Annotated in this window: 23 protein-coding genes and 1 pseudogene; 8 read left to right on the top strand and 16 right to left on the bottom strand. The window is 33.3% G+C overall.

The window, feature by feature from the left end:
- Window positions 1-2 precede the first annotated feature (2 nt).
- Window positions 3-1007: a recombinase RecA gene (recA, locus tag Q0739_RS02630; protein WP_298237142.1), complete on the bottom strand. Its 1005-nt coding sequence runs from the start codon at window positions 1005-1007 to the stop codon at window positions 3-5.
- 537 nt (window positions 1008-1544) lie between these two features.
- On the opposite strand from recA, the gene Q0739_RS02625 reads away from it, so the two are divergent.
- From Q0739_RS02625 to Q0739_RS02595, 7 genes are all read left to right on the top strand, one after another.
- A complete protein-coding gene (locus Q0739_RS02625; protein WP_298237141.1) occupies window positions 1545-2612 on the top strand; it encodes a rhodanese-related sulfurtransferase in 1068 nt (355 codons plus the stop codon).
- A 190-nt stretch (window positions 2613-2802) separates the two neighbouring features.
- Window positions 2803-3987 carry a regulatory iron-sulfur-containing complex subunit RicT gene (gene ricT, locus Q0739_RS02620; RefSeq protein WP_298237140.1) on the top strand — a complete coding sequence of 395 codons (1185 nt, stop codon included), beginning with the start codon at window positions 2803-2805 and terminating at the stop codon, window positions 3985-3987.
- Window positions 3974-4468, top strand: coding sequence for a gliding motility lipoprotein GldH (locus tag Q0739_RS02615; protein ID WP_298237139.1), 495 nt, complete (start codon window positions 3974-3976; stop codon window positions 4466-4468). The genes ricT and Q0739_RS02615 overlap by 14 nt, the downstream gene beginning before the upstream one ends.
- Window positions 4469-4531: 63 nt before the next feature.
- Window positions 4532-6877, top strand: a complete 2346-nt coding sequence (locus Q0739_RS02610) for a transglycosylase domain-containing protein (RefSeq protein WP_298237138.1) — start codon at window positions 4532-4534, stop codon at window positions 6875-6877.
- 212 nt (window positions 6878-7089) lie between these two features.
- On the top strand, window positions 7090-7791 hold the full coding sequence (locus tag Q0739_RS02605; protein WP_298237137.1) for a CoA transferase subunit A: 702 nt from the start codon (window positions 7090-7092) through the stop codon (window positions 7789-7791).
- A gap of 155 nt (window positions 7792-7946) precedes the next feature.
- Window positions 7947-8600 carry a 3-oxoacid CoA-transferase subunit B gene (locus Q0739_RS02600; protein ID WP_298237136.1) on the top strand — a complete coding sequence of 218 codons (654 nt, stop codon included), beginning with the start codon at window positions 7947-7949 and terminating at the stop codon, window positions 8598-8600.
- 172 nt (window positions 8601-8772) lie between these two features.
- Entirely contained in the window at window positions 8773-8895 is a 123-nt protein-coding gene (locus Q0739_RS02595) for a hypothetical protein (RefSeq protein WP_262709975.1), read from the top strand.
- Here the strand turns inward: Q0739_RS02595 and Q0739_RS02590 are convergent.
- From Q0739_RS02590 to hemA, 15 genes and pseudogenes are all read right to left on the bottom strand, one after another.
- Window positions 8890-10569 (bottom strand): ABC transporter ATP-binding protein, encoded by a 1680-nt coding sequence (locus Q0739_RS02590; protein WP_298237135.1) that lies wholly within the window; start codon window positions 10567-10569, stop codon window positions 8890-8892. The two genes, Q0739_RS02595 and Q0739_RS02590, sit on opposite strands and share 6 nt — an antisense overlap.
- The gene (locus Q0739_RS02585) at window positions 10570-11283 is read right to left on the bottom strand and encodes a 3'-5' exonuclease (RefSeq protein ID WP_298237134.1); all 714 of its coding nucleotides are present in this window, start codon (window positions 11281-11283) and stop codon (window positions 10570-10572) included.
- Window positions 11276-12481 carry a S41 family peptidase gene (locus Q0739_RS02580; protein ID WP_298237133.1) on the bottom strand — a complete coding sequence of 402 codons (1206 nt, stop codon included), beginning with the start codon at window positions 12479-12481 and terminating at the stop codon, window positions 11276-11278. The genes Q0739_RS02585 and Q0739_RS02580 overlap by 8 nt, the downstream gene beginning before the upstream one ends.
- Before the next feature lie 141 nt (window positions 12482-12622).
- The gene (locus Q0739_RS02575) at window positions 12623-12991 is read right to left on the bottom strand and encodes a hypothetical protein (protein ID WP_298237132.1); all 369 of its coding nucleotides are present in this window, start codon (window positions 12989-12991) and stop codon (window positions 12623-12625) included.
- An 81-nt stretch (window positions 12992-13072) separates the two neighbouring features.
- Complete coding sequence (locus tag Q0739_RS02570) at window positions 13073-14230, bottom strand: serine hydrolase (RefSeq protein ID WP_298237131.1); 1158 nt, start codon at window positions 14228-14230, stop codon at window positions 13073-13075.
- 61 nt (window positions 14231-14291) lie between these two features.
- On the bottom strand, window positions 14292-14765 hold the full coding sequence (locus tag Q0739_RS02565) for a methylated-DNA--[protein]-cysteine S-methyltransferase (RefSeq protein WP_298237130.1): 474 nt from the start codon (window positions 14763-14765) through the stop codon (window positions 14292-14294).
- Window positions 14765-15886 carry a hemolysin family protein gene (locus Q0739_RS02560; RefSeq protein WP_298237129.1) on the bottom strand — a complete coding sequence of 374 codons (1122 nt, stop codon included), beginning with the start codon at window positions 15884-15886 and terminating at the stop codon, window positions 14765-14767. Before Q0739_RS02560 ends, Q0739_RS02565 begins: the two co-directional genes overlap by 1 nt.
- A gap of 24 nt (window positions 15887-15910) precedes the next feature.
- Window positions 15911-16900: a porphobilinogen synthase gene (hemB, locus tag Q0739_RS02555; protein WP_298237128.1), complete on the bottom strand. Its 990-nt coding sequence runs from the start codon at window positions 16898-16900 to the stop codon at window positions 15911-15913.
- A gap of 56 nt (window positions 16901-16956) precedes the next feature.
- Entirely contained in the window at window positions 16957-17859 is a 903-nt protein-coding gene (gene hemF / locus Q0739_RS02550) for an oxygen-dependent coproporphyrinogen oxidase (protein WP_298237408.1), read from the bottom strand.
- Between the two features lie 225 nt (window positions 17860-18084).
- Window positions 18085-18432, bottom strand: a pseudogene (locus tag Q0739_RS02545) (transposase); the annotation flags it as partial.
- Between the two features lie 80 nt (window positions 18433-18512).
- Window positions 18513-19055, bottom strand: a complete 543-nt coding sequence (locus Q0739_RS02540) for a GNAT family N-acetyltransferase (protein ID WP_298237127.1) — start codon at window positions 19053-19055, stop codon at window positions 18513-18515.
- A complete protein-coding gene (locus Q0739_RS02535) occupies window positions 19045-19803 on the bottom strand; it encodes an EI24 domain-containing protein (protein WP_298237126.1) in 759 nt (252 codons plus the stop codon). Before Q0739_RS02535 ends, Q0739_RS02540 begins: the two co-directional genes overlap by 11 nt.
- Window positions 19804-19973: 170 nt before the next feature.
- Window positions 19974-21002: a uroporphyrinogen decarboxylase gene (gene hemE / locus Q0739_RS02530; RefSeq protein WP_298237125.1), complete on the bottom strand. Its 1029-nt coding sequence runs from the start codon at window positions 21000-21002 to the stop codon at window positions 19974-19976.
- A 121-nt stretch (window positions 21003-21123) separates the two neighbouring features.
- Window positions 21124-22698 (bottom strand): hydroxymethylbilane synthase, encoded by a 1575-nt coding sequence (gene hemC / locus Q0739_RS02525; protein WP_298237124.1) that lies wholly within the window; start codon window positions 22696-22698, stop codon window positions 21124-21126.
- The gene (gene hemA / locus Q0739_RS02520) at window positions 22691-23956 is read right to left on the bottom strand and encodes a glutamyl-tRNA reductase (protein WP_298237123.1); all 1266 of its coding nucleotides are present in this window, start codon (window positions 23954-23956) and stop codon (window positions 22691-22693) included. The genes hemC and hemA overlap by 8 nt, the downstream gene beginning before the upstream one ends.
- Before the next feature lie 197 nt (window positions 23957-24153).
- On the opposite strand from hemA, the gene Q0739_RS02515 reads away from it, so the two are divergent.
- Complete coding sequence (locus Q0739_RS02515) at window positions 24154-25044, top strand: AraC family transcriptional regulator (protein WP_298237122.1); 891 nt, start codon at window positions 24154-24156, stop codon at window positions 25042-25044.
- Window positions 25045-25080: the final 36 nt, after the last annotated feature.

Here is a 25080-nt window from a genome sequence, read left to right as displayed (position 1 = left end):
TTTTAAGCTTCAATACCTTTTAAGGAGGCTTTTATCTTTTCCTCTAGCTCATCGAGTAACTCTGGATTATCTTTTATTATAGATTTTACAGCATCTCTACCTTGTCCTAGTTTAGTGTCTTGATAACTAAACCAGGAGCCACTTTTTTTAACTATTTCGTGTTCAACAGCAATATCTAATACCTCACCAACTTTGCTTACGCCTTCTCCATACATAATGTCAAATTCTGCCATTTTAAATGGTGGAGCCACTTTGTTTTTAACTACCTTAACTCGAGTTTTGTTTCCTAAAACAGATCCGCCACTATCTTTTATTTGTGTAGAACGTCTAATATCTAATCTAACAGATGCGTAGAATTTTAAGGCGTTACCCCCAGTAGTGGTTTCTGGATTTCCAAACATAACACCAATTTTTTCACGTAATTGATTAATAAATATGACTGTACAATTTGTTTTACTAATAGAACCTGTAAGTTTTCTTAATGCCTGAGACATTAAACGTGCATGAAGTCCCATTTTAGAATCTCCCATCTCTCCTTCAATTTCACTTTTAGGTGTTAATGCTGCGACAGAATCTATTACTACAATATCAATAGCACCAGAGCGAATTAAATTATCGGTAATCTCAAGAGCTTGTTCGCCATTGTCTGGTTGAGAGATAATTAAATTATCAATATCAACACCTAATTTTTCAGCATAAAATCTATCGAAAGCATGTTCGGCATCAATAAATGCAGCAATACCTCCAGCTTTTTGAGCTTCAGCAATGGCGTGCAATGTAAGTGTTGTTTTTCCAGAAGATTCAGGGCCATATATTTCTATAACACGGCCTCTTGGATAACCACCAACGCCCAATGCAATATCTAACCCTAGAGACCCAGAAGAAATAGCATCAACATCTTCAATTGCGGCATCACTCATTTTCATTACAGTACCTTTTCCGTAAGCCTTATCTAGCTTATCCAAAGTAAGCTTAAGCGCTTTTAACTTTGCTTCTTTTTCACTCATTTATATTTTTTTTCTGAAGTTATGCCTGCTAAAATACTATAACTTTTATCACAATACAATTTTATCACGCAACCTTTTTCCACAATTTGCATCTACTAATTGAAGAGGAAAATTATTGCTGTGAAATGCGCATAACCAGAGCTTCTTTTTAACCGAATTTTCTGGTTATGCCAATTACATCTTACTTATAGTAATTTACTAAAACACGAAGATGAAATAAGAATGAAATTTTTCAAACAAACAATTTTAATATCAACATTAGGTGTTTCAATTACCGTTTTTATAAATAGTAATTGTAAAGCCGATGGTGGCTAATCTTAGGTATAGTTTTTAAGAAATTTTAAAAATATATTAACCAAGGATTAGTCAATTAAAGAGGCTGTCTAAAAAGTAAGTTCGATGTCATATTGAGCTTGCTTTTTAGACAGCCTCTTTTTTTTTATGAATTAATCTGAGGCATAATGATTAAAATTACTTTTCAAAAAAATCGTACTTTTGCGACTTAAAATATTCTTTAACCTTATAAATTAGTATAGCATGCAACTGTACAATAAACTAAGCGCAAAAGAAAGAGCAGAATTAATCGAGAAAGCCGGTAAGGAACGATTAACACTTTCTTTTTATCAATATGCCAAAATTGGCAATCCTCAAGAATTTAGAGATCAGTTATTTATCGTTTGGGATGCCTTAGAAGTTTTAGGACGTATTTATGTGGCTCACGAAGGTATTAATGGCCAATTGTCTTTACCTGCAGATAGATTTAATGAATTCAAATCGCATTTAGATACTATAGATTTTCTTAAAGACATTCGATTAAATATTGCTGTCGAGCAGGATAACATGTCCTTCCTAAAATTAAAAGTAAAAGTTCGAAATAAAATAGTAGCAGATGGTTTAAACGATAACACATTTGATGTCACAAATAAAGGTGTTCATGTTGGAGCAGATAAGTTTAATGAACTTATTGAAGACGAGAATACCGTTTTGGTAGACATGCGTAACCACTATGAAAGCGAAATAGGTCATTTTAAAAATGCCATAACACCAGATGTAGATACCTTTAGAGAATCTTTAGATATTATAGAAGATGATTTAAAGGAACATAAGGAGGATAAAAAACTAGTTATGTATTGTACAGGAGGTATTCGTTGTGAAAAAGCAAGTGCTTATTTTAAACATAAAGGGTTTAAAAATGTATATCAACTAGAAGGAGGTATTATTGAATATACGCGTCAAATAAAAGAAAAAAATCTAGAGAACAAATTTTTAGGTAAGAATTTTGTGTTTGATGAGCGTAGAGCTGAAAAAATAAGCGATGATGTAATAGCCCAATGTCATCAATGTGGATCCCCTTTTGATATACATACAAATTGTGCAAACGATGCTTGTCATTTATTATTCATTCAGTGTGATGCATGTAAAGAAGAAATGAATAATTGTTGTTCAGCTAATTGTAAAGAAATACACCAATTGCCTTACGAAGAACAAAAAGCATTGCGTAAAGGACAAGGTAATAGTAATGACATCTTTAAAAAAGGACGTGCCGACCACCTGCCATATAAAAAGGACTTGAGAAATATTTTTGATATTTTAAAGAAGGAATAAGGCAATTAATAGCTGTAAATTTTCTTTAAAAAACTTTGTTTTCAAGTCTGTATAATAATCTTATCTTTACCTCAAGAAGTTGGGTCTTGCATATTTGCTATAAGTAACTAATTTTAAGCAAGGAACAATTAATTATTAACCTTCATTCGTAATAATTTATAATTATTGACGAATTCAATATATATAATATATGGCTTGCGCTAGTTGCTCAACTAAAGACGGTCAACCTAAAGGATGCAAAAACAATGGCACTTGCGGTACAGATAGTTGTAATAAACTAACTGTTTTCGATTGGCTTGCAAATATGTCCTTACCAAATGGAGAAAAACCTTTTGATTGGGTTGAGGTTCGTTTTAAAAACGGAAGAAAACATTACTACAAAAACCTTGAAAATTTAACACTTAGCATAGGCGATATAGTTGCTACACAAGCTAAATCTGGACATGATATTGGTATGGTTACCTTGGTTGGGGAATTGGTACGAGTACAAATGAAACGCAAGAATATTGCTCAAGAAGGGGAAGATATTTTAAAGATATACCGTAAGGCAAGTCAAAAAGATATTGATATTTGGTCTGCAGCTCGCGACAAAGAGGAGCCAATGAAAGTTAGAGCGCGTCAATTTGCAATTGATTTGAAATTGCAAATGAAAATTTCAGATATCGAATTTCAAGGAGATGCTAGCAAAGCAACTTTTTATTATACTGCCGAAGAACGCGTAGATTTCCGAGAGCTTATTAAAGTATTCGCTCGAGAGTTTAGAACGCGTATAGAAATGAAACAAGTTGGTTTTCGTCAAGAAGCTTCAAGGTTAGGAGGTATTGGTTCTTGCGGTCGGGAATTATGCTGCTCTACTTGGTTAACAGATTTTCGTTCGGTAAGTACATCGGCAGCACGTTATCAACAACTATCGCTAAACCCACAAAAATTAGCAGGTCAATGCGGTAAACTTAAATGCTGTTTAAATTATGAGTTAGATACGTATTTGGATGCTTTAAAAAGTTTTCCGAAAAACGACACCAAACTCTACACTGAAAAAGGAACAGCAGTATGTCAAAAAACAGATATTTTTAAAGGACACTTGTGGTATGCTTATGAAGGGGAATGGATGAATTGGCACAAGATTACTACAGAGCAAGCCAATGAAATTATTGAAATAAATAGAGGAAAGAAAAAAGTAGCTAGCCTTGAAGAGTATGCATCAGATTTAGTTGAAGACACTAAAGCTGAATTTGAAAACGTTGTAGGTCAAGATAGTTTAACACGTTTTGATAGTCCAAAACGTCATAAGAAACGTAAAAATAATAGGAACAGATCTAATAAAAATAGAAACAACCGAAGAAAACCTCAAAATAGTAAAAATGCCTCGAAATAGTGTATTCCTGTTTTTTCTAATATTTTTAGTTCTAGCTGTTTCATGCGATTCTAATCGCGTTTTCGATAAATATAAATCTGTGCCAGATTCGTGGCATAAAGACTCTATAACAAGTTTTAAAATTAATCCCCCAGATTCAATTAACCCCTACAATCTGTTTGTTAATTTAAGAAACACCAATACTTACAAGTACAATAACTTATTTTTAATTGTCGAAATGGTTTTTCCTCATGGCAAAACTATAAAGGATACTTTAGAGTATAGAATGGCAGATCCTACAGGGAAATTACTGGGATCTGGTTTTACCGATGTAAAAGAAAATAAGCTATGGTATAAAGAGCAAGTTGTCTTTAAAGAGTCTGGAGAATATACTGTTAATATTCAGCACGCTATGAGAGAAAATGGAAAAGTAAATGGCGTTATAGAGCTTGAAGGAGTTACAGATATTGGGTTTAGAATTGAAAGAATAAATAATAACTAATGTCACATCGAGTAATTTAGCGTAAGCAAAATAGTATCGAGATGTATTATATAGATTAAGTACATGGCAAAAGCAACAAAGAAAAAAACAAAAATTATTCAGGATTTTTCAAAATACATCCGTTGGTTTTGGATTACCTTTTTGGGAGGAGTCATTTTAATTGCGGTACTGTTTTTATTGGCATCTTTGGGTTTTTTAGGGGAAATGCCAGATCATACGGTTTTAGAAAATCCAAAAACAAATCTAGCTACTGAAATTATTTCTTCAGACGGACAGACTTTAGGAAAATTCTATTTCAATGACAATAGAACACCTGTTGATTATGATGAATTACCGCAGCATTTAATAGATGCATTAATTGCTACTGAAGATGCCAGATTTCATGGTCATGCAGGCATTGATGCTAGAGGTACATTACGAGCTTTGGTTAAATTAGGTAGTGGAGGAGGAGCGAGTACTATTTCACAGCAATTAGCAAAACAATTGTTTACAAAACAAGTTTCTAATAGTAAGTTTGAACGTGGTTTTCAAAAAGTGAGAGAATGGATTATTGCCACGCGTTTAGAGCGCCAATACACCAAAGAAGAAATAATAACTCAGTATTTTAATATTTACGATTTTTTAAATAATGCCGATGGCATTAGAAGTGCCGCCCGAATTTATTTTGGTAAAGAACCAGTTGATTTGGAATTAAAAGAATCTGCAATGTTGGTGGGTATGTTTAAAAACTCTTCGCTTTTTAACCCGAGAAGACGTCCAGAGTTGGTAAGAGAAAGACGAAATGTGGTTCTTGCACAAATGGAAAAGTACGGGTACATTTCTGAAAAATTAAAAGATTCACTTCAAGGCACAGAACTAGATTTGCGTTATACACCTGAGTCTCATCGAGAAGGGATAGCCACCTATTTTAGAGAGTATTTACGCGCTTTTATGAAAGATTGGATAAAAGACAATCCAAAACCAGATGGCACTAAGTACAATATTAATAGCGACGGTCTAAAAGTGTATACCACAATAGATTCGCGTATGCAACAGTACGCCGAGGATGCTGTACAACAACACATGCCTAGGTTGCAAGCAGAGTTTTTTCACCAAAACACACCTAAAAGAAACCCAACAGCACCATTTTTAGATTTAACAACTGGAGCAATTGATACATTATTGTGGCGTTCAATGAGACAGTCTGAACGTTGGCGTCACATGAAGTATGATTTGAAGAAACCTAATAAAGAAATAGAAGAATCATTTTATAAGCCAATTAAAATGTCTGTTTTTGAATGGAAAGATGGCCAACCATCAGAAATCGATACCATCATGAAGCCAATCGATTCGATGCGCTATTATAAGTCTTTTTTAAGAACAGGCATGATGTCTATGGACCCACAAACAGGTCATGTTAAAGCTTGGGTTGGTGGAATGAATTACAGACATTTTCAATACGACATGGTAAAACAAGGAAAGCGTCAAGTAGGTTCTACATTTAAACCATTGGTATATGCGGCTGCGATAGATCAATTACACGCATCGCCATGCGACGAATATCCAGACACACCATTTTGTATAGAGGCCGGTAAATATGGAAATCCTAAAGAATGGTGCCCAAAAAATTCAAATCATGATTATGGTGGCACAAGAACGCTTAAAAATGCGTTGGCAAATTCTGTAAACACAGTGACCGCGAGATTAATTGATAAGGTTGGTCCACAAACTGTGGTTGATTTAGCACAAAAATTAGGCATAAAGTCTGAGGTATTACCTGTGCCAGCTATAGCATTAGGAGTGCCAGAATTAAGTGTTTATGAAATGGTTGGAGCTTATTCAACATTTGCAAACCAAGGTGTTTATACTAAGCCAGTAATGGTTACAAGTATTCAAGATAAAAACGGAACTATTTTATATCAGTTTACACCTGAAACTAAAGACGTTTTAAGTGAAGAAACGGCCTATGTAACAGTTAAACTTTTAGAAGGGGTTACCCAGTATGGCTCAGGAGCACGTTTAAGAACAAAAGGAGCAGATGCTTACAGAGCAGATTATCGCGAAATTATTACGGGCTATCCTTATGAATTTACAAACCCAATTGCTGGAAAAACAGGAACAACACAGAATCAAAGTGATGGATGGTTTATGGGTATGGTTCCAAACCTAGTAACTGGAGTGTGGGTAGGTGCTGAAGAAAGAGCGGCACACTTTTCTAGTATTACTTATGGGCAAGGGGCAGCAATGGCATTGCCAATTTGGGCTATTTACATGAGGAATTGTTATGCTGATGAAGAATTAGGAATTTCTAAAGATGAATTTATAGAGCCTACAGAACTTTCCATAAATGTTGATTGTTCAAAAGGAGGAACAAAAATAATTGATGATTCTGGTGATGAAGAAATTCCAGATGATCTAGACTTCAATTAAATCTACAGGAGGTTGTCTAAAAATGTGTCATTCCTAACAAAGTGAAGGAATTTTTCAAATTCAAGTTATTGATTAGGAGATTACTTCGAAATCAAAATTTCTCGTAATGGCGTATAATAGTTATTTTTTAGACAGCCTCTTTTTTATTTCTTAATATTCGTATCTTATAATTCAATTATTTGTAATTTTATACAACAAAAATTACGAATTAAATGATAAGTAAAAAAGTAGCAAACGTCCAAGAAGCTCTTCAAGGTGTTTCTAATAATATGACTTTCATGTTTGGGGGTTTTGGACTTAGCGGTATTCCTGAAAATGCGATAGCAGAATTGGTAAAACTAGGTGTGTCTGGACTAACCTGTATATCTAATAATGCAGGTGTGGACGATTTTGGATTAGGGCTATTACTTCAGCAAAAGCAGATAAAAAAAATGGTGTCGTCTTATGTAGGCGAAAATGATGAATTTGAACGCCAAATGCTGTCAGGAGAATTAGACGTAGAACTTATTCCTCAAGGCACTCTAGCCGAACGTTGTCGGGCTGCTCAAGCTGGATTTCCAGCCATTTATACGCCAGCGGGTTATGGGACAGAAGTAGCCGAAGGCAAAGAAACGCGTGAATTTGATGGTAAAATGTATGTTTTAGAACATGCTTTTAAAGCAGATTTTGCTTTTGTAAAAGCATGGAAAGGGGATGAAGCTGGAAATCTAGTTTTTAAAGGAACTGCGCGAAACTTTAATCCAAATATGTGTGGAGCAGCAAAAATTACGGTAGCTGAGGTAGAAGAGCTAGTTCCTTTAGGTACACTAGATCCTAATCAAATTCATATTCCAGGAATATTTGTAAAACGCATTTTTCAAGGAGAAACGTATGAGAAACGCATTGAGCAGAGAACTGTAAGACCAAAAGTATAATAATGATTATAAACCTGTGAGGTTTTAAAAACCTCGTAGGTTTAAACTTAGAAATAATTATGACAACAGGTTAAACAGGAAACCATAGTAAATAGTAATAGAGTTTCAATCAAAAAGATTTCCGCCTTCGCGGGAATAACAAAAAGGAAATATAGATGTTAGATAAAACAGGAATTGCAAAAAGAATTGCAAAAGAAGTACAAGATGGTTACTATGTAAACTTAGGAATTGGAATACCAACATTAGTTGCTAACTATGTACGAAATGATATAGAGGTTGAATTTCAAAGTGAAAATGGGGTTTTAGGAATGGGACCTTTTCCATTTGAAGGTGAAGAAGATGCCGATGTAATAAATGCTGGTAAACAAACTATTACCACATTGCCAGGAGCTAGTTTTTTTGATTCAGCCATGAGTTTTTCTATGATACGAGGCCAACATGTAGATTTAACCATTTTAGGCGCTATGGAAGTAGCTGAAAATGGAGATATAGCAAATTGGAAAATTCCAGGAAAGATGGTTAAAGGTATGGGAGGTGCTATGGATTTAGTAGCAAGTGCTGAAAATATAATAGTCGCTATGATGCATACCAATAAGCGTGGCGAATCTAAATTACTTAAGAATTGTTCACTTCCATTAACTGGAGTAGGGTGCGTAAAAAAAATTGTAACTAATATGGCGGTATTAGAGGTAACAACAAACGGATTTAAACTTTTAGAACGCGCTCCTGGAGTTACAGTTGAAGAAATAAAAAATGCTACAGAAGGGAATTTAATTATTGATGGAGATATTCCTGAAATGAATCTGTAAATACCATAAAGCGTAATAATAATCGACAAAATGTTAAAATTATATGCATTTCATCGATTTTATTTGTTTTTAAACTGATATATTGAAAATTTGTTTCATATTTACAGTCCCCAAATAAACCAAATTAAATAACAGATTTGCCCAAAATCTACCATAAACTTAACCTACGAATATGGAACCAAATCTACCTGAACAAACTACTTTTGAAGAAAGTAAATTCAAAGAAACTATTCAAGAGAATTTACGATTTATAAGAAGTTTAATGTATTTAACAAAAAAAGTATTCATGCTATAATCCTTTTGGAATAGCATGAATTAATTTTTTTGTATAGTCTTTTTTCGGATTGCTGTAAATAACATCGGCATCATCCAGTTCTTCTATTTTGCCTTCATTCATAACTAATAATTGATCAGACATATATTTTACCACAGCTAAGTCGTGTGATATAAATATATATGTAAAGCCAAACGTTTCTTTAAGGTTATTCAGCAAATTTAAAACTTGAGCTTGAACCGATATATCTAATGCAGAAACAGACTCATCACAAACAATTAATTTAGGTTGTAAAGCAATTGTTCTTGCAATACCAATACGTTGTCTTTGTCCACCAGAAAACTCATGTGGATAACGATTAAAATAGTCTTCAGACAGGCCTACTTTAATAAGGATATCAATAACAGCTTCTTTTCGCTCTTTATTAGAATTATAAAGATTATGAACCAGCATTGGCTCCATAATAGCTTCGCCAACTGGAATACGGGGGTTTAAAGAAGAATATGGGTCTTGAAAAATAATTTGAATATCTTTTCTAAGTTTTCTAGTTTCCGTTTTCGTTAATTTGGTAATATCAACTCCGTTATATGAAATTTTACCTGCAGTAGCTTTATCTAACTGAAGAATAGCATTTCCTAAAGTTGATTTTCCGCAGCCAGATTCACCAACCAACCCTAAAGTTTCACCTTCGAATAATTTGAAACTAACATTGTTTACAGCTTTAAAAAACTTAGGCTTTTTAAGCCAACTAGAATTTGATATATATTCTTTCTCTACATTAATAACTTCTAATAAAGGCGTACTGCTATATAATTTTTCATGCTTTAGTTTTCGGTGTGTTTCAGTAACCACTTCTTCAGAAAAGCTTTCATTTAAATAATCTTGAATAGTAGGTAAAACTTTTAGTCGTGTATCGAGAGAAGGTCTTGAATTTATTAACGCTTTGGTATAATTATGTTGCGAATTCTTAAATATATTTTCAACCAAGCCTTGTTCAACAATATTGCCTTTATACATTACTAGAACACGATTTGCTATTTCAGAAATTAACGCTAAGTCATGCGTGATAAAAATAATGCTCATCTTTGTTTGCTGTTGTAATTCTTTTAGCAAACTAATAATCTCTTTTTGCACAGTAACATCAAGTGCCGTGGTAGGCTCGTCTGCAATTAAAATATCTGGCTTGCAAGCTATAGCCATAGCAATCATTACACGTTGCTTTTGTCCACCAGAGATTTCATGTGGGTAAGCACTATATACGCGAGATGGATTTGGAAGTTTAACTTGTTCGAATAACGAAATAACTTCACTTTTTGCTTCCGATTTTGACAAATCTGTATGCTGAGCTAAAATTTCTAAAACCTGCTTACCACAAGACATTGAAGGATTTAAAGAACTCATAGGTTCTTGAAAAATCATGGCGATTTTGTTCCCTCTAATATTTTGAAATGTTTTATTTGAAACAGTGGTTAAATCTTTGTCATTATATAAAATGCTCCCTGAATTAATTTCAGAAATTTTCTTTGGTAATAAACCTAAAATTGCCAAAGATGATACCGATTTACCAGAGCCCGATTCACCAACAATACCTAAAATCTCATTTTTATTTAAGGCATAAGAAATGTTATGAATTACTTCAGTATTACCAAAGGAGATGGATAAGTTTTCAATACTTAAAATTGGGCTTTCTGTCATTTAGATGTGGATTATTTCATCTTCGTTTAAAATAGCGTCACCACGTAAACGCAAAAATATTTGAGCAACTGCAATGGTGTCTTTTTCACAGTAAATAATAATACGATCTATATTTTTTTCTTCATAATAAACCTTGCAAACCTCACTACCGTCTATGTCGTCTTTTGGAGAGGGAATGCCCAAAACATTGGTAAGCAATTTAAGTGAAGTGTATGTTTTATAATCTCCAAATTTCCAGAGATCTAAAGTGTCTAGATGAGGTACTTCCCATGGTTTTTTTCCGAAGAGATTTAATTTATATGGTAATTCAATACCATTTATTATCATCCGTCTAGCAATATAGGGAAAGTCAAATTCCTTACCATTATGCGCACAAAGCAAATGTTTTGTTTGACTAAAATGTGAAATTAAAAGGTTTTTAAAATCCTTTAAAATTGTAACCTCATTACCATAAAAAGAAGTTACTCTAAATTTTCTAACATCACCTTGAATGTTAAAATAGCCTACTGAAATACAAACTATTTTTCCAAATTCTGCCCAAATACCTGCTCGATCGTAAAATTCTTCAGCAGTATAATCTTCCTTTCTTTGGTATTGCGATTTGGCTTCCCAAAGGGCTTGTTTAGTTTCATCTAAATCAGAGAAATATTGGACTTCTGGGACGGTTTCAATATCCAAAAATAAAATGTTTTCAAGATTGAGTTTACTAATCATTATCACTTTTATTTATAATTTCAATGGCTTTTTCTAAAACTTCATCTCTGCCTTCTTTTATGCCTTTTATGGTCGGTAGAACTTCAATGTCAGGAACAATACCCACGCGTTGGGTTTCTGTTCCATCTGGATAATATACGCCAATTCCTGAAATCATGGTCATTAATCCACCGGGAAGGTAAAATTTTGAGGTATTACCATCAGCACCTGCTGTTGTACTTCCGATAATAGTCACATTATCACCTGCTCTAAATGCCATGGCTGTATATTCGCCTTGACTTTGAGTTATTTCGTTTACTAAAACTACAACTTTTCCTCTATAAACTTCACTTTTAGGATGGATAGATTTAGTTTTTTTAAAATTAAATTCTCCAGGATAGTTTATGTTTCCATGAGTGAATTTGACAAAAGGTGATTCTTTAGAAGTGAAAAATGAACCTAAATTAAAGGGCATAAATGCAGATGGATAATTACGAATATCAACTACAATACCTTTAGTGTCATTAAGTTTTTCTTTTATTCTTTTAACATCAGTTTCTTTAATGTTTTTAAGCGTTATGTATCCAATATTATTATCAAATTTTTTGAAACTAGGTTTGTTTTTTTCAATTTTGTACCATCTGTAAAAGCCTTTAATATCTTTTTGATAATATAAATTTAATGTTTTGTCAAAAGTTTTTCCATCCCTGTAAACAGTAAGATCTATTGTATTATCATTAGAACGTAATATATCAAAACTTATATCTCGTAAACGTGTTGGTTGATTGGATGCTGGATAAAAGTTATACATCATTTTTACTAAACTATTAACAGACTTCCCATTGATATGGGTAATAATATCTCCTAATTCTAATCCTGTTGCTTTTCTTTGATCGGGATTAAAAAAATCATTAATAACTAAATTATTATCAATAAAAGTCAAATTAAAAGGCGGGAAATTCCAACCTCTTTGTTTTTGCATTTTGTTATTAGTTCCTCCCCAAAGATTAGCATGTGTGTCTTTAACATCTCCGATTATTTGAATTACTGCTAATTCATATTCCAATTCATCTTTTGCTTTAATTAACTTTGGAATATATTCTGCTAAACATGTATTCCAATCCTTATCTGTTAAATGTTTATAGGGGAAGAAATAATTGATAATATTCCAGTATCTGTATAAAGATAATAATCTAAAACCGTCGTCTGGATATGTCATATTAGAGTAGGCATTTTCATTTTTGAACTCTGGGTGTCCAAGAGTTGTTTTTTTAATATAATAATGATTCCCTTGGTGTCTATTTTTTTGAATATATAGTAATTTATCTCTTAGAGCAGTAGATGTTTTGAATGATTTTATCTAATCTAAATCAGGTTTTAAAATAGCATCTTTGTTTACATTTTTACATTTTTTACAAGGTTTTACTTCTCCTAAATTATCTATCCATGAGATTAGCACGTTATCACGTTCAATATCATTTTTTATATCTTGATATTTTGGTAGAATCTTAAATAGTTCATAATCCCAATTATAATTTCCTTTTCCAATTTCTGGATGATAGTATTTTAAAAACCCCCAAACTCTTCCTAATAAGTCTAAATTTAGAATCTGTGTTTTACCAATATTTTGAATTTCAATATTAGAATCTTTATCAAATGAAGTATTTTTTTGAGCATAAGATTGAAGCAATAGTAAAAAGAAGCTTAATGCTATAAAAGATTTTCTCATAATGATAGATTGATGCTATTTCAATCAAAAAAAGAATAAAATATTTTCTTACAATATAATTATTTGTTAAATAACAAAATATTAGTATTTTGAATTCAACATGTTATAGGTCTCTTCAATATATGTTACAAGATCAGTTGTGTTAGTTCCAACACCGTTATAGGCATCAGGGGATTTATGATGCCCTAACCTTACTATAATTAAATTGTCGTTTGGTTGAACCATTACATATTGTCCAAGAAGCCCATGCATCATAAAAAAATCTTTGCCTCCTATTTTGTGAAGCCACCATCCGTAGCCATATTGCGGGCTTTCTTTAAAACGTGGTTTTATAGATTTTTCCACAAAAACAGAATCTAAAAGTTGTTTGCCATTCCATTTGCCATGGTCTTTATATAATTTGCCAAATCGCGCAAAGTCTTTTGCATTACTAGAAATGCAACAATAAGATTTTGCTAATTTATTTTCTTTATCATCTAACTGCCACAAAGCATCATGAGTAGCTCCCATTGGTTGCCAAAAACTTTTTGATAAGTAGTCTGATAGTGTTTCGCCTGTGGCTTTTTCAATAACCATACCTAGTAATTGCATATCACCACTTGAGTATTTAAATTCTACACCAGATTTGTTAGTTATTTTTTGAGATAATATAGTTTTAGCAATATTATTACCATAATTAAGCCTTGCAGTTATTCCAAATGGATTCTTATAATGTTCTGTCCAATCCATTCCTGAGGCCATAGATGCTAAGTCTCCTACAGTTGTATTTACTTCATTATATTCTGGGTAAAAATCGCTAATAGGTTGGTCTAAATTTTTTATGTAGCCATCCATAATGGCTTTACCGAGTAGAGACGTAGTAATGCTTTTTGCCATAGAAAATGAATTGGTTTTGGAGTTTTCATTAACACCATCATAATAATTCTCAAACCAAACACTATCATTTTTTATTATTACAAAAGCAACGGTTCCCCAATCTTTATTTGCCTTGGTAAGTTTATCAGTTTCAATAACTGTATTGTAATTTTTGTGGTTTGGCCAGGGTGAAGAACTTGCTCCTTTTTTAATAGTATCGTTTACAAAATAAGGATAATCATCAATAAAGGCTGTTGTATGTCCTGTAAAGTAAACAACGCGTAAACCTTTTATAAGATAATTGTAATCAAAAATATATAGTAAAATAACAATGGTACAGATACTAATAATAAACCATTTAATTATTTTTTTTAAAAATTTCATATTAAATATTTAGTAGTAGTTAAATATAGCAATAAATGAAGAAGCGAAGTAATGATTGAAATTAAAAAAGAGATTGCTGCTTATAAGGACTTTCATGTTCTAGAAGCCATTGTTTTCTGTGTAAACCGCCTGCGTATCCTGTAAGCGAACCATCACTTCCTATAACACGATGACAAGGCACTATAATCCAAATAGGGTTTTTACCATTAGCATTCGCTACTGCTCGAATGGCTTTTACATCTCCAATTTGTTTTGATAACTCTAGGTAAGATGTTGTTTTTCCGTATGGGATTTGCTCAAGATAACTCCAAACTTTCTTTTGAAAATCGGTGCCTTGTGGATTTAATTTTAAGTTGAATTGTTTACGAGTCCCTTCAAAATATTCACTGAGTTGAATCACACAATCTTCTAATTCAACAGGAATAATATCGGTTATTTTTTCCTTAGAGTTTAGCACAGTAACTGATGAAATACCATCTACATCACCAATAATTTTGGTAAAGCCTAACGGCGAATGGATAATACATTCCTCCATTATTCCGAAGGTTTATCTTCTTCAATAATACCCAGTTTTTTTGCACGAGCTTCCCAACTTTTTCTGGCTAAATGTTGCAGATTCGAAACGTTATCGCTTTCATCCATAATTTCTAGACCAAGAAGTGTTTCAATAACATCTTCCATAGTTACTAAACCACTAACAGAACCATACTCGTCAACTACTAAAGCCATATGGTTTCTAGTTTCAACTAATTTTTCAAAAAGTGTAGGGATAGGGAGATTTCTATCAACAACAATAATGTCTCGCTTAATTTCTGATAATTTTTTTGTGTTATTATCAAGAGCCATTTGCTTATAAATCTCATCTTTTAAAACGAGTCCTGTAATATTATCTGAATCGTTTGCATAAACGGGAATTCTCGAAAATCTAAGGTTCAAATTTTGTTTAAAAAAGTCTTCAACTGTGGTTTTTTCATTTTCAGTTTTCATGACTGTTCTAGGCGTCATTACATCTTTTGCAAAAACTTCTTTAAACGTAAGAAGGTTTTTAATAATCTTACTTTCGTTTTCTTGAAATACACCTTCTTCATGAGCCATATCTGCCATAACATGAAAATCTTCTCTACTTAAAACACTACCATGATGTCCTTTCCCACCAATGAGTTTGGTAGTGAGCTGTAATAGCCACAAAATACCTGTCCATTTTAATGGAAAAATTAAAATTTTTAAGGCTTTCGTGGTGAAATTTGCAAGCCCTTTCCAATAGGTAGCTCCTATGGTTTTTGGAATAATTTCTGAAGCGACTAATATAAGAAGCGTCATAATTGATGATACCACACCAACCATTAATTCTTCGGTAAACTCAACGCCTAAAATAGATGTAGTTTGCGAACCGTATAATTCTACATATGCTACTTTTGCCTGTACACCCACTAAAATCGCACCAACAGTATGGGCTATTGTATTAAGGGTTAGTATGGCTATTAAAGGTCTGTCAACATCTTTTTTTAACGCTTCTAAATCTTCAGCATACGCTTTGTTTTCTTTCTTTTTAACGTTTATAAAAGTGGGTGTAACACTTAAAAGAACAGCTTCTAAAATGGAACACAAAAATGAAAAAAATATTGAAATAATACCGTAGAAAAGGAGTAAAGCCATTAGTAGTTTTTAATTTGGACTAATTTACGAAATCAATTTAACAACATCCTTAGCAAAGTAAGATGCTATAATATCGGCACCTGCGCGCTTAAAAGCTGTTGTAGTTTCCATCATTATTTGGTCGTGATTTAACCAGCCTTTTTCGGCAGCTGCTTTAATCATGGCGTATTCACCAGACACTTGATATACAGCCACAGGGACATCGACTTCGTTTTTAATTTCTCTAAGAATATCGAGATATGAAATGCCTGGTTTTACCATAACGATATCGGCGCCTTCATCAATATCCATTTCGGTTTCACGAATAGCCTCAAAACGGTTGCCATAATCCATTTGGTATGTTTTTTTGTCTTTTGGTATGTCTTGTATGTCCACAGGAGCAGAATCTAAAGCATCTCGAAAAGGGCCATAAAATGCTGAGGCATATTTTGCGGAATAACTCATAATACCTGTATTGATAAACCCTTCATCTTCTAAAGCTTCACGAATGGTTAAAATGCGTCCGTCCATCATATCGCTAGGTGCGACAAAATCTGCACCAGCTTCGGCATGAGATATACTCATTTCTGCTAAAACTTCGGCTGTTTCATCGTTTATTATTTGTCCGTTTTCAATAATACCATCGTGTCCGTATGCCGAATAGGGGTCTAATGCCACATCGGTCATCACTAACATATCTGGACATGCATTTTTAACGGTTTTAATAGCGCGTTGCATGAGCCCATTTGGATTTAAGGCTTCAGTACCCTTATTGTCTTTTAGATTATCTGGTACTTTTACAAAAAGTAATACTGATTTTAAATCTAGTTTCCAAAGTTCCTTAACCTCGTTTTCTAGTAAATCTAAACTGTAACGAAAATAGTTTGGCATCGATGGAATTTCATCTTTTATGCCTTTACCTTCTACTACAAAAAGTGGTACTAAAAAGTCGTTTGGTGTGATTATGGTTTCGCGAACTAGGGAGCGAATGGCTTCGTTGGTTCTTAATCTTCGGTTTCTTCTTAATGGGAACATAGCTTTATGTTATTCAGACCTGTCAGGTTTTTAAAACCTGACAGGTCTTGGTTATTTTAAACCCAATCCACAGGGTTTTTCAATATGTTTATTAATTTTTCTTCATCACTTCTAGCTTCTGGATGATGGTCGTACACCCATTGCACATGCGGCGGTAAACTCATTAAAATACTTTCTATACGTCCGTTGGTTTTTAGTCCGAAAAGCGTGCCTTTATCATGTACTAAATTGAATTCTACATAGCGTCCTCTTCGAATTTCTTGCCAGTTTCTTTGTTCTTTAGTGAATGGTAAATCCTTTCGTTTTTCAACTATGGGTACATAGGCGTCAAGAAAACTATCTCCAACTTCGGTTACAAAGTTATACCAATTTTCCATAGTCATGGTTTCTGATGCCTTACAATAATCGAAGAATAAACCACCTATACCTCTGCCTTCGTTTCTATGTGTGTTATAAAAGTATTCATCACAACGTTTTTTATAGGTTGGATAGAATTCTGAGTTGTGTTTATCACAAGCTGTTTTACAGGTTTGATGGAAATGTTTTGCATCGTCTTCAAACAGGTAATAAGGTGTTAAATCTTGTCCGCCACCAAACCAACTATCAATTATTTCTCCTGCTTTGTCATACATTTCAAAATAACGCCAATTAGCATGAACGGTTGGCGCCATCGGGTTTTTAGGATGTAAAACTAAACTTAATCCGCAGGCAAAAAAATCAACATCACCTACTTTAAAATATGCCTGCATCGATTTTGGCAATTTGCCATGAACGCCAGAAATATTGACGCCTCCTTTTTCAAAAACATTGCCGTTTTTAATCACTCGGGTGCGTCCGCCACCACCTTCTGGTCGTTTCCAAATATCTTCTTGAAATTTCGCTTTTCCATCAATGGCTTCCAGTTTTGAGGTAATGCGGTCTTGAAGGTTTTGTATGTATTGGTAGAATTTGTCTTTGATGGTTTTTTGCTTTTCTTGGTTTGTAAGACCTGTCAGGTTTTCAAAACCTGACAGGTCTGATTTATGCGCATATTTAAAATTATTGATGTCTTCAAACAAATTTAAAATATAATTTTTTTCAACTGAAAGATACTTTTTCCCTTCAACCAAATAGGAATGATAAGATGAAAACTTATAATCTTCAAAATCACCAACAATATTGTGGTTTTCAGGATTTTTATGGATATAAAGAATTAAGTTTTTTAAATAAGCTTCATCAGTAATTTTTATTCTTTTATATGGTCTTTCAAAAAGCGTTCCCGTTCTATTTTGTTGCTTATTATACGCTTTAGCGTAAGCATTAAAAAGGTTTGAAAATGATTGGGTTGCTTCTGTATCTTCCGAAATGATTTTAACAACTAAATGAAAGTGATTATTCATCAAACAATACGCAATAATATCAACTTTATTCTTTAAATGTTTTTCAACCAAATTCAAGAAATAGAACATATTATCGTCGTTCTGAAAAATAATATCGCTATTAATTCCTCGATTAAAAATATGATAATAATGGTCTTTTTCTATTTTTTCCATTTAAGTTATTTTTTTAGATTTTTTCAAAGACCTGTCAGGTTTTAAAAACCTAACAGGTCTTGTTGCCTCATCATTAAATTTTATTCAATCTCTTTATACAATTCATATAATTCCATGTTTAGTGGTGCTTCTCCTGGAGGTGTAAACTCATTTTTAAGTGTTTTTATCCAAGTGAAATTATTCTTTTCGGCTACTTTTAAACTTCCTAGATTACTTTTATGAACGATAATTTGCAAAGTTTCTAAACCTAATGTTTCAAAAGCATAATCTGATAGATGTTTTATAGCATCTGTTGCTAATCCTTTGCCTTCCACATTATAATCTATAGCATAGGCGAATTCCCCTTGTTTTTTAATCCAATTAATTTCTTTGATATACACCAAACCAACTAATTTACGGGATTCGTTTTCTCTTAAGGTGAATAAAAACTCCTCTTTAGCTTCAAATTGTTTAACCTTTTTTGATACAAAATGATTTGATAAATCTGGTGTTAAATTTTGCTCTAATGTTTTTGGGAAATAACGTTTTAATCGGTCTTCATTAGCGACTGCAAAGTTACAGATATTCCATCCGTCTTTTGGTTGAATAGGTGTTATATGATATGAACCAAAATTAAGCTGCATTAATAGGGTTGTTTTTAAGTTGAAGCGCTTTTACTGTTCTTGTTGAAGCTGCTGTAACCGATAACGGAAGCACTAAAATTACACCAATTACAGGGATTAATAAAAACAGAATAAATACAATACCGTTACCAATGGCTAATCCACGATGTTTACGAACAAATTGTAGGCTTTCTTTGTATTGATAATGACGCTCTAAGGTGTAATCCATATTACCAAAACCTGCATAATAGGCTTGTACCATAAAGAGTAGTATGGTTGAAAATATATTGACTACGGGAATAAATTTTAAAAGTAGAATGGGAATAGTAAGCAGCAATTCCATGATTAAATTTCTACCATTAATTCTTATACCACGAACGAGTTGTTGCATAAAGGTGGTGTCTCTATGCGAATGTGGCGGATTTCCTGTAAAATGGGCTTCTATTTTTTCTGAAACGGGGCTCATAAAAGGTGCAGAAAGTGCCATTATGATGTGTTTGAAAAGGATGAGTCCGATGATTATAACAATAAGGCCTCCAATGAAGTTGCTTATGGATGAAAAGGTGTCTTTGCCCCAATCCCAAATCCATATTTTTGAAATAAAGCCACCTATATTATCTGATAACCCGTAGGCTGAACCAAAAACGACAATGGCTGTTATGAGGCTTATTAGCATTGGAATAGCAAAATACTTCCAGAGTTTTAATTTTGAAATTAAACTGAAAGTACCGAAGTATGCTTTAATTCCTGAAATGATGTTTTTAATCATGACGCTAGTTTTGCGTTAGGGATTGAGGCATTTGTTGAAGCTCTTTTTGTGTTGTTGCACCTATGCAACACAAAAAAGCGACTGCCGAAAGCCCGACCTACTTTTTTATAACGATAAGTAGTTTTTTAAAACCTAATGTTACATAAAAAAGTGGGTAACGCCCATATATTTTAATTTCCGTATTCTTTAACGGCATCGATAAACGCCTTGGCATTATCCAAACCAATGTTTGGTAAAATACCGTGGCCGAGGTTTACGATGTATTTGTCTTTACCAAATTCGTTAATCATTTGGTGTACCATTTTCTTGATTTCGGCAGGTGGAGAAAATAAGCGTGTGGGATCGAAATTTCCTTGTAACGTGATGTTGCCGCCTGTTAAATAACGGGCATTTCTAGCAGAACAGGTCCAATCTACACCTAAAGCTGAAGCTCCAGATTTTGCCATCTCGCCAAGTGCAAACCAGCAGCCTTTTCCGAAAGCGATAACGGGCGCATCGTCCTTTAAAGCATCAATAATTTGTTGGATATATTGCCATGAGAATTCTTGATAATCTACAGGCGAAAGCATGCCTCCCCAAGAATCGAAAACCTGAACTGCGTTACAACCTGCTTTTACTTTTTCTTTTAAATAAGCAATAGTGGTGTCTGTAATTTTTTGTAATAATTGGTGTGCCGCAACGGGATTTGTAAAGCAAAACTCTTTGGCTTTATCGAAGTTTTTACTGCCTTGTCCTTGTACACAATAGCATAAAATAGTCCATGGTGACCCTGCGAATCCTATTAGCGGAATTTCGTCGTTTAGCTTTTCTTTGGTTGCTTTTATGGCTTGATAAACGTAGTCTAATGCTTGAGTAACATCAGGAACAATAACATTATCAACATCTTTTTGAGCGCGCACAGGGTTTGGTAAATAGGGTCCAAAATTAGGTTTCATTTGTACCTCAATATTCATGGCCTGTGGAATAACCAAAATATCACTAAATAAAATAGCGGCATCCATACCATATCTTCGGATAGGTTGCACTGTAATTTCACTTGCTAATTCTGGCGTTTGGCAACGTGTAAAGAAATCATACTTTGCCTTAATTTCCATGAATTCTGGCAAGTAACGTCCTGCTTGACGCATCATCCATACTGGTGGACGATTAACGGTTTCTCCTTTTAATGCTCTTAAAAATAAATCGTTTTTAATGCTCATATCTTTGTTTTGACCTGCGAGGTTTTTAAAACCTTGTAGGTCTTTTTTTATTTAATATTTAATACCTACAAGGTTTTAAAAACCTCGCAGGAAGTACAAATTGAAAGTTCATAGTTAAGTATTACACATAATGCTCATTCACCAACTCAATCACACTTTCTACAGTTGGTACTTTCGCAACTCGAACATCCTTAAAATGCTTTTTGGCTTCTTTTGCAGTGGTTTCTCCAATACAAAAAGCAATCACTTCGTTTTTGTTGCTACGTACAAAACTTTCAACTGTTGATGGACTGTAAAACATGACGCTTTCAACAGAATTATCAACTTTATAGCCATCATATTTAGTTTGGTAAGCTTCAACTTCGTTAACTTTTATATTGTTTTCGGTTAAAATAGTTGGTAATGCATCTAATCTAATATCGCTACAAAAATATGTAACTTCCGTCCCTTCAATATATTCTACCAAATACTCTGCTAGTTTTTTAGCATTCTTTTCGGTGTGTTTTACTTTGCCTATTTTATTTTCTACTAAACGTTTAGTTCTTCTACCTACGCAGTAAATGTTTTTAAACTGTAATTCTATTGCTGAATAGTTTGTAGTTAATGATTCTACAGCATTTTTACTGGTAATCACTACATTTTGAATTTCATTTTTTAAGAATCGTGGATGTATTCTATTCAAACTTATTTTGATAAAATCTGAACTTTCTGCAACTACCTTTTCATGAAATAATAAACGTTGGTCTTCCGTAAAACTTTTTGTAGAAAATACATTCCTTTTTTTGCTGGAATTTTTAATCTTATCCATTAAACGTTTCCCGCCGCGTTCAATAATAAAATCGGCACAGAATTGTGCCATATCATGATGTTCGCCTAGTTTTTTAACTCGAGTAACATCAATTCTTTTGGTTCCATCGGGACTTAATAAAACACCTTTAAAGTTGATCTCTTCATCTTTAATGTATGCTAAAGCACCAATAGGAGCAGTGCAACCACCTTCTAGTTTATTTAAAAATTCACGCTCAATAGTGGTGCAAATTTCAGTTTCTTCGTGGTTTAGTGCTGCGCAGGCTTCTTTTACAAAATCGTCTTCCTCAAGAGCAGTAATCATAATAGCACCTTGAGCAGGTGCAGGAATCATCCAATCTAGATTAATAGCTTCTTCTGGCCTAATGCCTATTCTACCAATACCTGCAGCGGCGAAAATAGCACCGTTCCAATCATTATCTTGTAGCTTTTGTAAACGCGAATTTACATTACCGCGCAAATCAGTAATGGTATGTGTTGGAAAACGGTTTAACCATTGTGCTCTTCGGCGTAAACTACCTGTGGCAATTACAGCATCTTTAGCGCCTAAAAACTCTTCATTGTCTTTAAAAACAAGGGTGTCATTTACGTTACCACGTTTTAAAACAGCCGCTTGCACTATGCCTTTTGGTAAAACTGTTGGCACATCTTTAAGCGAATGTACTGCAATATCGATATCATGATTTAACATGGCAATATCTAAAGTTCGGGTAAAAATACCAGTAATACCAAGTTCGTAAAGTGGTTTGTCTAACACTAAATCGCCCGTAGATTTAACGGGAACGAGTTCTGTTTTATGACCAGCATTTTCGAGTAAACTTTGTACTATTTTGGCTTGCCATAGTGCTAATTCACTATCGCGCGTACCAATTCTTATGGTTTTAGACATTTGTTTTTTGTGGTTCTTCTAACTGAAATACTTTTTTAATAAGTTCCAGACTATCATCCGTAGATACATCATCATCTTTTAAATGATGCGCAAAATGATTTGTAATTTTTTGAATGATTTTATTACTAATTAATTCTGCTTGTTCTTCGTTAAAATCAGATAGTTTTTTACGTTGTGTATCTAATTCTGCAGTAGCAAAATCGGTCAATTTATGTTTTAGCGCTTTAATAGTGGGCGCAAACTTTCTGGTTTCTAACCAACTGTTAAAATCCCCTTTTATTTCTTCTATAATCGCTTCTGCGGAAGGGATATGCGCTTTACGAGCTTCTAAAGTTTCATCAGTAATTTGAGACAGATGATCTAGATGTACCAAAGTGACATTATCCAATTCTTGAACGTTTTCATTCACATTTTTAGGAATAGATAAATCTAAAATTAAAAGTGGCTTTTTGGTTTGAATGATGTGTTTGTCAATAGTTGGACGTTGCGCGCCTGTAGCTACAATTAAAATATCAGATGTGCTTACTTCTTCTTGTAAATTAGCATAATCTTTAACTACTAGATTGAATTTTCCAGCAACTTGTTCAGCTTTATCTTTGGTTCTGTTTATTAAAGTAATGTGCTCGTTTTTAGTATGCTTTACTAGATTTTCGCAAGTGTTTCTTCCTATTTTCCCTGTTCCAAAGAGCAAAATATTTTTATTGGTAACATCTTCAATATTTTTAAAGATATATTGAACAGAAGCAAAAGAAACAGACGTTGCACCCGAAGAAATATCGGTTTCGGTTTTAATACGCTTGCTTGCTTGTATAACGGCATTTACTAAACGCTCCGTAAAATGGTTTAATAAACCGTACTTTCTAGAAAGTTTTGTGCTTGTTTTTAACTGACTTATTATCTCGAAATCTCCAAGAATCTGGCTGTCTAAACCAGAGCCTACACGAAACATGTGCGCAATAGCATCTTTGTTTTTGTAGATATAAGCAACATCTTGAAATTCTTCAACTGTACCCCTTGTATTATCACAAAGCAGTTGAATAAGTTGAAAAGGGTGTTGTGCAAAACCGTAAATTTCAGTTCGGTTACAGGTAGAAGTTACTACTAAACTTTCTATACCATTTTCTTTGGCTTGGATTAACAAGGCATGCTTAGAGTCGTCATCTAAACTAAAATGACCTCTAATTTCTGCATCGGCTTTTTTATAACTTAAACCAATAGCATAAAAATAATGACTACGTGAAATGTTGTACTTCTGCATTGCTATACCTGAAATTGCGAAACAAAAGTATAAGGATAGTCCAATAAAAAACAACGCTAAAAGAACTTTTAATATCGTTTGTGGTTTTTTAACGATGTTTTTTCTTAAAACATGATAAATGTCATATTTTTGTAGTGTGATTGGCAGTTTTTGCTTATTTAATTTAGAATAAATCTAAATAATATCTAAAATTGGATATGGAAGACAATATAAAAAGTGTCGCTATAAGTTCTTTTGAAGAAACAAAAATAGATGATGGTTTTTTCATTTTAACTTATAAGAACGACAAAAATGTCGCTCAAAGTGTTGCTAAAGAAATAGATAGCAAATTTATTCAATTTCATTTTTGTGTTAAGGGGGCAACCAAGTTTGTTTTTAATCAAGGGCGCTATACTATTGAGATTCAAGAAGAGAATTCGTTGCTTTTATATAATCCTCAGAGAGAATTACCTATTAACCTTCAAGTTGAGCCAAATTCATGGATTGTTTCTGTTTTAATTTCGATAAAACAATTTCATGGCTTATTTTCTCAAGAGGCAGATTATATTTCATTTTTGAATGAAGATAATAAAGATAAAAAGTATTACAAGGATGGTGTTATTTCTCCATCAATGGCAATTGTTTTGAATCAATTAATTAGTTATAGTTTGAATTTATCTATAAAGCAATTATACTTTAAAGGGAAAGGGTATGAGTTATTAAGCTTGTATTTTAATAGAAGTGAAGATGCTAATATAGAACAATGCCCTTTTTTAGTTGATGAAGCGAACGTGATAAAAATTAGAAAAGCTAAAGATATTGTGGTTGCGCGTATGGCAGAACCACCCAGTTTGCAAGAATTAGCAGACGAAATAGGGCTTAATATTAAAAAGCTTAAAGAAGGTTTTAAACAGATTTATGGCGACTCTGTGTTTAGCTTTTTATTTGATTATAAAATGGAAGTTGCGAGAAAACTTCTTGAAGCAGGAGATGATAACGTGAATGAAGTAGGGCATAAAGTAGGCTATAGCACTTCTAGTCATTTTATTGCAGCGTTTAAAAAGAAGTATGGAACAACACCTAAGAAGTATGTGATGTCTTTAAATTAGATTAGAGCTATCAGGTTTTTAAAACTTGATAGTTCT

Source organism: uncultured Algibacter sp. (assembly GCF_947487605.1).
Classification (GTDB): Bacteria; Bacteroidota; Bacteroidia; order Flavobacteriales; family Flavobacteriaceae; genus Algibacter_D.
This window is presented reverse-complemented; position numbering and strand designations above follow the sequence as displayed.

Coding starts and splice junctions, on each gene's coding strand:
- Q0739_RS02605 (WP_298237137.1), top strand. CDS start 7,090: ATGATAAGTAAAAAAGTAGCAAACGTCCAAGAAGCTCTTCAAGGTGTT.
- recA (WP_298237142.1), bottom strand. CDS start 1,007: ATGAGTGAAAAAGAAGCAAAGTTAAAAGCGCTTAAGCTTACTTTGGAT.
- Q0739_RS02570 (WP_298237131.1), bottom strand. CDS start 14,230: ATGAAATTTTTAAAAAAAATAATTAAATGGTTTATTATTAGTATCTGT.
- Q0739_RS02615 (WP_298237139.1), top strand. CDS start 3,974: ATGCCTCGAAATAGTGTATTCCTGTTTTTTCTAATATTTTTAGTTCTA.
- Q0739_RS02535 (WP_298237126.1), bottom strand. CDS start 19,803: ATGATTAAAAACATCATTTCAGGAATTAAAGCATACTTCGGTACTTTC.
- Q0739_RS02585 (WP_298237134.1), bottom strand. CDS start 11,283: ATGATTAGTAAACTCAATCTTGAAAACATTTTATTTTTGGATATTGAA.
- Q0739_RS02580 (WP_298237133.1), bottom strand. CDS start 12,481: ATGACATATCCAGACGACGGTTTTAGATTATTATCTTTATACAGATAC.
- ricT (WP_298237140.1), top strand. CDS start 2,803: ATGGCTTGCGCTAGTTGCTCAACTAAAGACGGTCAACCTAAAGGATGC.
- Q0739_RS02590 (WP_298237135.1), bottom strand. CDS start 10,569: ATGACAGAAAGCCCAATTTTAAGTATTGAAAACTTATCCATCTCCTTT.
- Q0739_RS02595 (WP_262709975.1), top strand. CDS start 8,773: ATGGAACCAAATCTACCTGAACAAACTACTTTTGAAGAAAGTAAATTC.
- Q0739_RS02515 (WP_298237122.1), top strand. CDS start 24,154: ATGGAAGACAATATAAAAAGTGTCGCTATAAGTTCTTTTGAAGAAACA.
- Q0739_RS02560 (WP_298237129.1), bottom strand. CDS start 15,886: ATGGCTTTACTCCTTTTCTACGGTATTATTTCAATATTTTTTTCATTT.
- hemC (WP_298237124.1), bottom strand. CDS start 22,698: ATGTCTAAAACCATAAGAATTGGTACGCGCGATAGTGAATTAGCACTA.
- Q0739_RS02565 (WP_298237130.1), bottom strand. CDS start 14,765: ATGGAGGAATGTATTATCCATTCGCCGTTAGGCTTTACCAAAATTATT.
- Q0739_RS02625 (WP_298237141.1), top strand. CDS start 1,545: ATGCAACTGTACAATAAACTAAGCGCAAAAGAAAGAGCAGAATTAATC.
- hemB (WP_298237128.1), bottom strand. CDS start 16,900: ATGTTCCCATTAAGAAGAAACCGAAGATTAAGAACCAACGAAGCCATT.
- Q0739_RS02600 (WP_298237136.1), top strand. CDS start 7,947: ATGTTAGATAAAACAGGAATTGCAAAAAGAATTGCAAAAGAAGTACAA.
- hemE (WP_298237125.1), bottom strand. CDS start 21,002: ATGAGCATTAAAAACGATTTATTTTTAAGAGCATTAAAAGGAGAAACC.
- Q0739_RS02575 (WP_298237132.1), bottom strand. CDS start 12,991: ATGAGAAAATCTTTTATAGCATTAAGCTTCTTTTTACTATTGCTTCAA.
- Q0739_RS02610 (WP_298237138.1), top strand. CDS start 4,532: ATGGCAAAAGCAACAAAGAAAAAAACAAAAATTATTCAGGATTTTTCA.
- Q0739_RS02540 (WP_298237127.1), bottom strand. CDS start 19,055: ATGCAGCTTAATTTTGGTTCATATCATATAACACCTATTCAACCAAAA.
- hemA (WP_298237123.1), bottom strand. CDS start 23,956: ATGCAGAAGTACAACATTTCACGTAGTCATTATTTTTATGCTATTGGT.